Origin of the sequence: Actinomadura rugatobispora (genome assembly GCF_042656285.1) — a bacterium.
GTDB lineage: Bacteria > Actinomycetota > Actinomycetes > Streptosporangiales > Streptosporangiaceae > Spirillospora > Spirillospora rugatobispora.
Genome location: NZ_JBHSON010000124.1, coordinates 19471 through 30228 on the forward strand (window position 1 = coordinate 19471; position 10758 = coordinate 30228).

10 protein-coding genes and 2 pseudogenes are annotated in these 10758 nt (G+C 64.5%); 7 read left to right on the top strand and 5 right to left on the bottom strand.

Going from position 1 to position 10758, the window contains the following annotated elements; genetic code table 11:
• Window positions 1–81 precede the first annotated feature (81 nt).
• Entirely contained in the window at window positions 82–1212 is a 1131-nt protein-coding gene (locus ACFPZN_RS50015) for a hypothetical protein (RefSeq protein ID WP_378291217.1), read from the bottom strand.
• Between the two features lie 1014 nt (window positions 1213–2226).
• Here ACFPZN_RS50015 and ACFPZN_RS50020 point away from each other — a divergent pair.
• Window positions 2227–4047: a GmrSD restriction endonuclease domain-containing protein gene (locus ACFPZN_RS50020; protein ID WP_378291219.1), complete on the top strand. Its 1821-nt coding sequence runs from the start codon at window positions 2227–2229 to the stop codon at window positions 4045–4047.
• A gap of 743 nt (window positions 4048–4790) precedes the next feature.
• Here ACFPZN_RS50020 and ACFPZN_RS50025 read toward each other — a convergent pair.
• From ACFPZN_RS50025 to ACFPZN_RS50035, 3 genes and pseudogenes are all read right to left on the bottom strand, one after another.
• Window positions 4791–6143, bottom strand: a pseudogene (locus tag ACFPZN_RS50025) (IS256 family transposase).
• A gap of 24 nt (window positions 6144–6167) precedes the next feature.
• Window positions 6168–6446, bottom strand: a complete 279-nt coding sequence (locus ACFPZN_RS50030) for a hypothetical protein (RefSeq protein ID WP_378291221.1) — start codon at window positions 6444–6446, stop codon at window positions 6168–6170.
• Window positions 6447–6469: 23 nt separating this feature from the next.
• Entirely contained in the window at window positions 6470–6847 is a 378-nt protein-coding gene (locus ACFPZN_RS50035; RefSeq protein WP_378291223.1) for a hypothetical protein, read from the bottom strand.
• 722 nt (window positions 6848–7569) lie between these two features.
• On the opposite strand from ACFPZN_RS50035, the gene ACFPZN_RS50040 reads away from it, so the two are divergent.
• The 4 genes and pseudogenes from ACFPZN_RS50040 to ACFPZN_RS56850 all read left to right on the top strand — a co-directional run.
• Complete coding sequence (locus ACFPZN_RS50040) at window positions 7570–7839, top strand: hypothetical protein (protein ID WP_378291225.1); 270 nt, start codon at window positions 7570–7572, stop codon at window positions 7837–7839.
• Window positions 7787–8320: a DUF2637 domain-containing protein gene (locus tag ACFPZN_RS50045; RefSeq protein ID WP_378291227.1), complete on the top strand. Its 534-nt coding sequence runs from the start codon at window positions 7787–7789 to the stop codon at window positions 8318–8320. Before ACFPZN_RS50040 ends, ACFPZN_RS50045 begins: the two co-directional genes overlap by 53 nt.
• A gap of 276 nt (window positions 8321–8596) precedes the next feature.
• Window positions 8597–8974 (top strand): hypothetical protein, encoded by a 378-nt coding sequence (locus tag ACFPZN_RS50050; RefSeq protein ID WP_378291229.1) that lies wholly within the window; start codon window positions 8597–8599, stop codon window positions 8972–8974.
• 409 nt (window positions 8975–9383) lie between these two features.
• A pseudogene (locus ACFPZN_RS56850) lies at window positions 9384–9473 on the top strand (hypothetical protein); the annotation flags it as partial.
• Window positions 9474–9623: 150 nt separating this feature from the next.
• On the opposite strand, the gene ACFPZN_RS50055 reads toward ACFPZN_RS56850, so the two are convergent.
• Entirely contained in the window at window positions 9624–9908 is a 285-nt protein-coding gene (locus ACFPZN_RS50055; protein WP_378291231.1) for a hypothetical protein, read from the bottom strand.
• Between ACFPZN_RS50055 and ACFPZN_RS50060 the strand changes: the two genes are divergently transcribed.
• Window positions 9801–10145, top strand: a complete 345-nt coding sequence (locus ACFPZN_RS50060; RefSeq protein WP_378291235.1) for a hypothetical protein — start codon at window positions 9801–9803, stop codon at window positions 10143–10145. The genes ACFPZN_RS50055 and ACFPZN_RS50060 overlap by 108 nt on opposite strands.
• The gene (locus ACFPZN_RS50065; protein ID WP_378291233.1) at window positions 10142–10639 is read left to right on the top strand and encodes a tyrosine-type recombinase/integrase; all 498 of its coding nucleotides are present in this window, start codon (window positions 10142–10144) and stop codon (window positions 10637–10639) included. Before ACFPZN_RS50060 ends, ACFPZN_RS50065 begins: the two co-directional genes overlap by 4 nt.
• Window positions 10640–10758: the final 119 nt, after the last annotated feature.

Consider the following 10758-nt stretch of genomic DNA (forward strand, 5'->3'; position numbering starts at 1 on the left):
TACGGCGATCGTCTCGAATCTCCGCCGTCGCACTCGTCTGGTGATCGATGATGGCGGCCCTATGCTTTATCACACGCCGGGTTACCGCGCGTGCACCACCGGACTGGTGGTCGGGTAGAGGAAGTCGTTTCCCTTGAAGCGCGCTCGGAAGTACCCTCCGCGCGCAGGGAACGGGTCGCTCTCCGATTCCGGGAGGCCCCGGTCACGGGTGCCAAAAATCCCGTTGTCCATGGAGATCAGTTGCCCGAGGTGCCGCCAGCGGGTCCTGCCGTTGCGCGACCACTCGATGATGATGGGCAGATTCTTCATGTTGTGGAACAACACTTCGCCGTTCGGTCCCAACGGGCTCTCGATGGCCCCGAAGACGCCCGCTCGGCCGGGTTCGTTGAACGCGACATTGAAGTTCACGAACCGCGGCGTCCCAGGCGCGACGACCACCGGCACGTTGCCCTCCGCGTTGCCGCAGTTGACGGGGAAGAAGTAGAGGTCGTCCGACGGAATGTCGGGTGCCACGTAGAGGGGGTGGAGGCCCGGGTCCGCTGTGATCGGTACCGTGGCGCTGAATGCTCCGGCGGCGTTCAGCGGTGCGCTTCCCAGGATCTGGAAGTTCTTGTCGTCCCGTACCACGATGTTCCGACCGGTCAGGGGTACGGGACCGGCGCCGGTGTCGTAAGTGACGGTGCCGGTGACTGTGATGGGTGTCGTCTTGGTGACCCGAGTGGGGGTGACCTCGCAGGACTGGACCCGAGCCGCGGTCTGCCGGACTTCGAGCCACAGTTGTGGCGCTCTCGCTGCCGCCACCTGATCGGTCTCCTGGATCGCCGCCTCCACGATCGTGGACCGGTCGTCCGGGGTGATAGCCAGGCTGAAATGTCCGTCGCCGTCCGTGGTCAGCGTCCGTGGCTGGCCGGCTCCGACATCAGGGTTGACCTCGACCTGCTGGTTGGTGAGCGGCCCAGTACTCCCGTCGGGCATGGTCGCGGTGACCGTGCCGGTCACGACGGCCGTCCGATGGTCGACGTCGAGCGGGTTCCTGTCCGCCGTAAGCGTGATGGTCGGCTGGATCTTGTTAGTGGCGTCGGCGGCGCGGGCCGTGGCGAGGTTCACGATCAATGCGATCGCGAGGGCGAGCACGCCAGGGCCAAACAGAGGGTTTCGTCGCAAATCAGCACCTGCCCGGAGTCGATGAAAAACCGTCGCGTGTTCGATCACACACAGGGGAGACGCCCCAGGTGACGCCGGATTTGTCCGGATGTCCGGATGTGGACCGGTTCCAGGAACGGGCTGATCCGGCCGGCAGGACGGCGGCATAACGCCGCTGTTGGCAAGCCAGGCACCGTCGAAGCCCTTTCCAAGATCGAAAGGGCCTCTGACGTGCAGCCGCCCGTCGGAATCGAACCGACGCCCCTCATTACGAGTCTCACGAGCAAAATCCAGGACTGTCCAGCCTCGTCCGCTGACCTGCTCGGCACCCTCTCTGACGCCCGCTGGTTCCACGCTCGTCCAAGAGCGTCCAGACGAGTCGTTAGCACCCGCGTTAGCAAGCTCAGTGTCCATATCGACCTGTCGACGGGTTCACTCGCCGCCGGTACGCCGCGTCTCTACGTCGGAATGAGTGCCATCATGAGCCACGTGACAGACCAAGACGAGCTGCTGGGCCAGGTCGCCACCCACGCAAGGCAAGAATCCGGTGGCGCGCCCTCCCCGCGACCGGTGAACAGATCAGAGAAGCGCACCGATCTTGCCTGTCACCGGGGCGGATGGCCCGTACGCCTGTCCCCAAGTGATCGCCGTTGCACCTTGATCGCCGCTCCCGATTGCACGCCGGTTGCACAGCCACAGCTCGCTGACCAGAGCGATCAAGGTTCATGTCACACGCAGCTCAGTGGAATCCACGGCGTCCACCTCCTACCCTCAGACACGAACCCGTCTCGAAGATGAAGAAGGTGGTCGTCTTACGTCGGCGCGACATGCCTCGCCAAAACCGTGACAATCCGCTACAGGCCGATACGTCAACACCGGACGTGCTTACGGCATACGCCCCAGTCGTCACTTTTCAGAGAACAAGTCAGACCACCGGCACCGTCCCGAGCCTGACTACGCTAGGTAGCCCCGCTGGTCACGTCATGTGAGGCGTTGAGACTTCAGAGAGACACATGCGCGGGTCCGTGGGCTTGCGCTATTGTTCAAGTCAACATAATTCGTGACGGGTCGTGGGGGCCGAAAATGTCCGAGTCGATTCCAAGCAGTGACCTGATTCCAATTGAGAGTCGAACAAAGACCATCCAAACCTGTTTTCAACAGTGCCTGTATGAGGTTCCCAATTTTCAGCGCCCCTACAGCTGGTCACAGGATCAACTCAGCGATTTTTGGGACGACGTCATCTTGGCGAAGGGTGATTTTTTCTTCGGATCCACAGTAACGTGGGTCAGCAAAAAAAGGGATCTCTTCAACGACACATACTCAATCATTGATGGCCAACAGAGGCTAACCACGAGCGCAATCCTACTATCTGTTGTTCGTGACGCTTTTAACGACGTGGCTACTAAATATATTGATGTCAATGATTTCGATGCACATGCAGCTACGAGTCAGGCGCTCACTACTCAAAAGTATCTGATGGTCAAAGACGATGACGGCAAAAGTCATCCCGTTTTGCGTCGCCCCGAGAAGATGTTCTATGAAGTAATCCAAAATCCGAACGCCATTCCATCCGGGGCAGAGTGGAATAGGAGCGCTGAACGGATCGGAGAGGCGCGATCCTTCTTTGAGGCGAAGATTCTCGCTGCAGTCAAGGGATTGACGCCGAGTGGGCAACTCGAACGCCTTAAATCAATTCGGTCAAACGCCTTGAAGGCACGCGTAATTCAGGTTGAGTTGGCCTCTGAGGAAGACGGATTCCTGGTCTTCGAGACATTGAATACGCGCGGGGCAGATCTGCGCCTATCCGACCTCGTCAAGAACCTTCTGATCCGCGGCGGGGCCACGGACCCAGACGATCGCCAAGCAGTCGCAGATCGTTGGGACCGACTCGTCGACCGTGTTCAGCTAGGTCGTGTAAGCGCGGACTTTGTCGACAGATTCATTTGGCAGTCCTGGAACTCGCGACGCGAGGCGGTTAGGGAACCCGAACTGTTCAAGGAGATTAGCCGCATTGTGGGCGCCATCCCAGCAGCACACCTTTCCTACCTGGAGGAACTCGAACGAGATGCGGAAACCTATCAGTGGCTAGAGGCGGAGCATGTACAGGTTCAACCAAAAGTTCGTGGCGAACGCAATGCTTTTGCAATCCCTGAATTTGTTGACAGTGTTCGCGCACTTGCGATCTTCAATGTCTCGGTAGCAAATTCGACGGTCCTCGCCGTGGCCCGGAAATTCCGAGAAACAAAATTGATCAAGCAGGCACAGGTCATTGAAGTATTGAGGCTAGTTGAGTCTTTTCATTTCCAATATACCGCACTGACAAATAGCGGTTCAACTGGTGGCACTCGGGGTCGATATAATCGCTTCGCTGTCCGCTTGGAGAATGCTACCTCTGCCAGCGAAGTGGCGTTGGCTATCGGGGACCTGAAAGAAAAACTTCGCAAAAGTCTACCCGATCATACGAGAGCTCTCCAAGCATTCTGCTCCTTGTTCTATGCGCCCACACTTCAGTTGACCCAGGCGCAAAAACTCCGATCTCGTAAGATTTTCATCGCTTACGTGCTGATGTCGTTCGCGAAGTTGGAGGGCCTGCTGCCTGCGGGTCAGAATCTTACGACGTGGTCGATTGAGCACATCAAGCCTCAGGCAAAGGCCTCAGCGGATTATCGCGATCCGATATACGCGATAGGAAATCTGACACTACTCACCGATCGTCTCAATAGTTCCCTTGGGGACGCTCCGTTGTCATCCAAGGCTGAGGCCCTCAAGAGAGGAAGGGCGTATTTCGATTCGGAACTTGCCACGTGGGAATCAAGCGCCAACGATGCTCCGTCTGATGCCCAGATCGAGGCGAGGTCGCGTTTCCTGGCTGCCGACGCGCTGGATCGAGTTTGGCACCTATAGACACAGGAGGCGCTCCAGGTCGGGCTCGGGATGTCATGCCACCGATCAAACGGACCCGTAGAACCCCTCCCGGAACCCCAGCAACACCCCACGATCGGCATCTATGCCCGAACTCGCTCTGAAGGCTTCCCGATAACCGCTCTTCGTCCTCGCCTCATCCTCGTCCCGGCGCCCGTTCTGCCTCGTCCTCGGTGGGAACCTGGCCGTCATGCAGCCGGCCCCACGTCCGCCAGCCCAGCAGGGGCGGCCGCAGCATCCCCAGGTGCGGCACAGCAGGCTATGAGGATGGCGATCACGCTGCGGTTGCGCAGGTCGGTCACTACGCCGCGTCAGAACACGGCGCCCACGCCGGTCGGGCCATCGGCTGCTTTGGGCACCCAGATGCCCAGGACGTGCATGTCACCGTCGGTGTCGATCCCCCCGTGCCATTCTGTGAGATGTGCGTGGACGCACTTTGTCACAGCCTCGTACGCCGAGACGGAGAATGCGCCGACAATTCGTCCCCTCCGCTCGTCGAACTTGGGCCTCGTGACCGCTGACCTGCGCACCCTCGGCCCGCTCGGACGACGACCGCACATGCCTCATCCGAGGGCAAGCGGACCCGGAGCGCAAGCGGTATGCGGCATGGAGTACCTCCCGGGACACTTTAGCTGGGGCCTCAGCGAGGGCCGCGAACCAGTCGGGTCCGGCCGGTAGGCCCACAGGGTCTGTCCAGGTAACGGTGTAACTGGATCTTGTATGGGTTAGTTGCGGGTGGTCAGGCCACCTTCGAAGGTGATCTCGAAGGCGTTCAGGGCGGCTTTCCATCGGGCGATCCAGCGTTTGCGGCTGGTGCCGGTGGGATCGAGGCTCACCCCCGCCAGGTAGACGCACTTGACTGCGGCCTGTTCGTTGGGGAAGTGCCCGCGGGCCTTGACCGCTCGGCGGATCCGGGTGTTCACCGACTCGATCGCGTTGGTGGAGCACACCACCTTGCGGATCTCGGGGTCGAACTGCACGAACGGGACGAACTCGGCCCAGGCTTTCTCCCATAGCCTGATGATCGCCGGGTACTTGGTGCCCCAGTCCTCGGCGAACTCCAGCCACCGCTCCATCGCGGCGGCCTCGGTCGGTGCGGTGTAGACCGGCTTGAGGGCCTTGGCGACCTTGTCCCAGTCCTGGCGGGCGGCGTAGCGGAAGCTGTTGCGCAGCAGGTGCACGATGCAGGTTTGGACCAGCGCCTGGGGCCACACGTGGGCGACCGCGTCCGGGAGCCCGGTCAGTCCGTCGCAGACCACCATGAAGGCAACGGCGACGCCGCGGTTGCGCAGTTCGGTGAGCACCTGCAACCAGTACTTGGCGCCCTCGCCACCGCCGACGCCGGCCCACAGCCCCAGATGTCGCGGGTGCCCTCGACCGTGACCGCCAGCGCCACGTAGATCGGGCGGTTGGCGACCTGGCCGTCGCGGATCTTCACATGGATGGCGTCCAGGAAGATCACCGGATACACGCCGTCGAGCGGCCGGTTCTGCCACTCGGCCATCCCCTCGATGACCGAGTCAGTGATGGTGGAGATGGTCTGCTTGGACACGCTCGCGCCATACACCTCGGCCAGGTGCGAGGAGATCTCGCCGTGGGTGAGGCCCTTGGCCGACAGCGACAGCGACAGCGACAGCGACAGCGACAGCGACAGCGACAGCGACAGCGACAGCACCATCTCATCCGCGCCGGTCAGCCGCCGCTGCCGCTTTTTGACCAGCTGCGGCTCGAAGCTGGCATCGCGGTCGCGGGGCACCTCGATCTCGACCGGGCCGAGCTCGGTGGTCACGGTCTTGGCACGGTGCACGTTGCGGAAGTTGGCCCCGGTCTTGCCGGCCGCGTCGTGGCGGTCGTAGCCGAGGTGGTCGGTGAGCTCGCCCTCGAGCGCCGATTCCAGCACCCCGCTTGGTCAGCTGCTGCAGCAGCCCGCCTTCACCGACCAGGTCCAAGCCCTGCTCACGGGCCTGAGCGACCAGCTGACCGATCAGATCCTGGTCGACCGGGCCGATGCCCTTGCTCTCGGCCGGTTTGTCGGACTTGGCCACCGAGGCGTCCGCATTCTCTTGAGTTGTCGTCATCAGGTGTCACTCCTTGATCAGGAGTTACACCGAAAACCGTACAGCCCCGGCCCACATGTAGGAGCGGTGTTCGGGGCTGGTGCCTCGGTCGGCCAGGTAGCCGTTGATGGTCTTGTCTGTCCACCAGGGGACGGCGGTGCGGAGGTAGTCGGCGCACTCGATCATGGGGGTGCCGTCGTTGATGGCGCGGTGGGCTCGGGCCAGAATGAGTTGGGTGTTGTGGGTGAGGCGGACCCGGATGATCAGGACCTTGTCCTCGGGGAGCAGGAACAGGGGCCATACCTGGGCCAGTCCTTCGAGCATCACTTGCTGGGGCGCGTGGATGCTCAGGAGACGGCCCCAGGGGACGTCTTCGGCGGCGGCTGGGCGGTAAGGCTGGCGCTTTGGAGTCCGTGGCCGAGTACCTCGTGTAGGGCGAACTGTTTGGCGCCGGTCTGGGTGAACTCGATGTTGGGGAGGTTGAGACGGAGTCTGACGTTCTGGCCGGCGCCGTCCAGCCAGTAGGCCCAGTACGCCTCTACCTCGGCGGTCTCGATGGTGAGTGTGTAGGGCGCGGTGCTGCCGGTGGCTTCGCGAACTAGGGGCTCTAGGTTTTCGGCGGCATGGCGGATGGCGTCGGGGGCATCGCTGACGTCAAGGAGGCCCTCGGCCTGGCGGAGTTCGGCGTTGGTTTCGCTCCCCCACCGGATGCCCAGATCGGCCAACGCTTCGCGGAAAGCTCGGCGCGCTCGGCGAGGTACTCGTCTGGCCAACCAGCCGTGCCGCATCCCTGGATCGCACAGACGTAGTCGGCTAGGGGGCGGTGTTCGCCTAGCAGGGCGTCGAGGTAGGCCAGGTCGGCGTCAAGACGAGTCGCAAGCGGGCCCGTAGCGGCGGGGCGCAGGTCCGCGAGCTGGCGATAAGCGGTGAGGCGGTCGGGGGCTGGTATCGGTTCGGGACCGCCAGGGTGGCAGTCGAAGTCGATGATGGGTGAGTCGCCTCGGTTGACCTCGTAGGCGTTCCACGCTCGGAGAACGTTCTCGATCTCGTCACGCAGATTCATGCAGTACATCCCATCGCAGTTTGAGCGCCTGGTTCGGGCGGAGGTAGTCGCGGGGTCAACCGCATGACCCTCGGCGACCTGGCCCCCGCCGCCCTCGACGCCGCCCGCGCCATCCCCGCCGAAACCCCCGGCGTGTGCGTGGTCGCCGATCGGGCACGGCGCCTGGCACCGCGCCCAATCGGTCTACGTGCCTGAGCAGGCAGCCGAACAGGCTGCCCGCGACTACGCCGACCTTGCTCCGGACTGGGAGAGCCTCATCGGCTCCGTCCCGGACGTCCGCCCCGCCGTGTAGGCGAACCCCACTCCCCTGCGGCTCGGCGTGAGCCCTGATCGCGCCACGTCCCTACCCGACCCATGCCCGAAACCGCCTCTGGAGGCTCTCCCATGGCCGCTCGCGTCCATGTCCTTCGTCCTCGGCCCCGGTTCGTCGCCGTCCCGTCCCCGTCCCGGTCGTCCTCGGTGTCGTCCTGGGACGTGTGGCCGGTCGGCGTCGAGTGGGACGAATTCCGTTCCCTGCATGTGGCCCGCTGCCAGCAGTGCGCCGAGTCGCTCGCCTCCTCGTCCTCGTCCGAGGTGGACGACTGGGCCGACGCGCACCGCTGTGACCCGGAGCTGGCCACGCTGCTCGCCCTCGCCACCCGGCGGGCGGCATGACCCGGCGCCTCTTCGGGGCCGTGGCCGACTCCGGGCCGGTCGTCATCCTGGGGGTATCGCTGCGGCGGGGTCGTTCACCCACATCCGTGACACGGCCACCGACCACGGACAGCACGGGTGGATGGCCTGGGCCATCGCCGTGTGCATCGACCTCACGTGCGTGATGGCGGCTGGGGAACGCCAGCGCGACAAGCGCACCGGTCGGGAGACGGGACGGCTGTCCTGGCCGACGCTCGTCCTGGTCGGCGGAATCCTGCTCTCGCTCGCGGCGAACCTGGCGCAAGCGGATCAGTCGGTGTGGGGCTGGGTCACCACTGGCACTCCTGCCGGGGCGTTCCTGGTCGCGGTCTCCATGCTGGAACGCCGGAAGGACGCTCCGGCAGCGACGGAATCCACGGCTGTTCCGGAGCCTGCCGTCCTCGCAGGAATCCGCCCCGTCCTCCCCGTGGGTCGTCTGGGAGGACCGTCCCCGCACCCCTGACCCCGTCCAGGACGACCAGCCCCCGGCGGGCGCCACGGACGGCCAGACGGAGATCCCCGTCCCGATAGAGGAGTCCGCCGAGTCGGCTCCGGCGGCTCCGCTGGTCGCGTTCGTCCGCCGCGTCGCCTCTGAGCACGAGGGCCGGCACGGACGCCGGATCACCCGTGACGCGCTGCGCGCCCGGCTCGGGGTGTCCAACCAGCTCGCTTCCGACCTGCTCCGCCAGATCCGCGCCGAATCCGCACCCGTCGCCCGACCTCATGGAGGCACCCCACCATGACCGCCCACTCGATGCCCATCGTCCCCGGTGACCTGTTCTCGCGTCACCAGATCATCACCGGCCTGCGAGAGTTGGCCGACTTCCTAGAGGCCACCCCCGACGTCCAGGTCTGCGAGTACGGCGCGACCCTCCAGGTCTTCGCCCGCGAGGGCGACGACGCCAGCTCGGCCGCCCTGGTCGACCAGGTGGCCGCGCTCCTGGACGTGACCGTCGCCGATGACCGCGCCTCCGGTGCCCACTACGTCGCGACCTGGACCTTCGGCCGGGCCGCCTACCGCATCGTCCACATCCCCCAGCGCTGCCGGGAGGAGCACGAAGCACAGACCAGCTACTTCGACAACCTTCGCCTCGACAACGGCAGGCAGGCCGCCTGATGACCCCCCAGACCTCGACGCCATGGCGACTCCGCTGCTGGGTCTGCAACCACACCAACCACGGCCTCAACTGGGTGACCCTGCTCGCCCTCCGGGACGGCCCCGCCTGCTCGGCCTGCGGCTCGCACGAGGTGACCGCACAGGACTCCGCGACCGGAGCGGCCGTCACCTTCCCCTGCGCGGCCGTCTCGCTCGGCGAGTGGTGGCAGTGCTGCAACTGCGGCGGAACCGGCCTGGACTCCGGCGGCGACGCCTGCCCGCACTGCGAGGGCCTCGGCCACTGCCATCGCCGATGGCCCCGTAGAACCGATGACCGTGTCCGACGTATGGAGGGCTGCCTAATGGCGAACAAGGGTGGGCACCGCCGGTTCGGCAACATCCGCAAGCGTGACTCGGGGGGCGATACCAGGTCCGCTATCCAGGGCCAGACGGCCGCATGTGCACAGCACCCAAGACATATGCCAGCAAGACAGAAGCGGAACGCGCCCTGACGCTGATCGAAGCGGAGATCCTCACAGGGACGTGGACTGATCCTGAGCGGGCCAAGGTCAAGCTTGGCGTCAACGCCGAACTGTGGATCGAGCAGCGTCAGAGCTCCGGCCACGCACGCGAGAGCTGTACGCGTTGCTGCTGCGCAAGCACATCAGCCTCACCTGGGCGGTGTGAGCCTGAGCAACCTCAGTACGCCGATGATCCGGGAGAGGCTGACGACTCTCGCCAGCAGCGGCGTGGGGGCGACCTCGCGCGCCAAGGCGTACCGGCTGCTGCGGGCCGTGCTGATGACGGCGGGCGTGGAACACAAGCTTCTCCCCGCAACCCGTGCCAGGTGCGCGGGGCCGGCACCGAGCATGCCGAAGAGCGTCCGACACTCACCGTCGCCCAAGTCTTCGAGCTGACCGAACGGGTCGGCGTCCGCCCGGTCGGCAACTTCCACAAGTTGGACTCCGGTGACTACCGGCTGCGGTACCGCGTGAAGGGCGGAACCGTGCGGCGCTTCCCGCAGACGTTCGCCACCCGCGCGGAAGCGGAACGGGCTCTGTGGAAGATGGCGGAGGATGGGCACGCCGATGTCATCAGGGACGAGCGTCTGCGTGCGTTCATCCTGCTGGCGACCTTCGCCGTCTGCGCTGGGACGAGATCACCGCGCTTTGCCGCTGCGACCTGGACCTGACCGCGCGCACTGTTCGTGTCCGGCATGCCTACGTCGAGCAGGCCAACGGCCGCATGTTGCTCGGCCCGCCCAAGTCCAAGGCGGGAGTTCGGACGGTGACCATCCCGGCCGCGATCGTCCCCCACCTGACGGCGCACCTGAACAGGTACACCAAGCCCGAAGCGAACGCCTTGGTCTTCGCCGGGCTCAAGGGCGGGCCGCTGCGGCGTAGCGGCTTCAACAAGGTCACCAATTGGCGTCACCTGGTGGAGGCACTCGGGGTGCCGAACCTTCATTTCCATGACCTTCGACACACGGGCAACCAGCTCGCAGCCGACATGGGCGTCTCGACCAAGAACCTGATGGCTCGGATGGGCCACGACAACGAGCGGGCCGCGCTGCGCTACCAGCACAAGTCCGCGAAGGGTGATCGGATCATTGCCGATGGCCTCGATGAGCTGGTCCGTGCGGAGCAGGGCGAGGAAGGCGGCGGCCGGTTGGTGCCGGTGGCCTAACCTCGGGCTTTCACCGGGCGATGGGCCGGGAGTGACCGTTTAGATAAGAAAAGTGCCTCTGTGCTGGGAGGATAGGGCTTGTCGAAGGTCCTGTCCGTACCAGTCCAGAAGGCACTTTT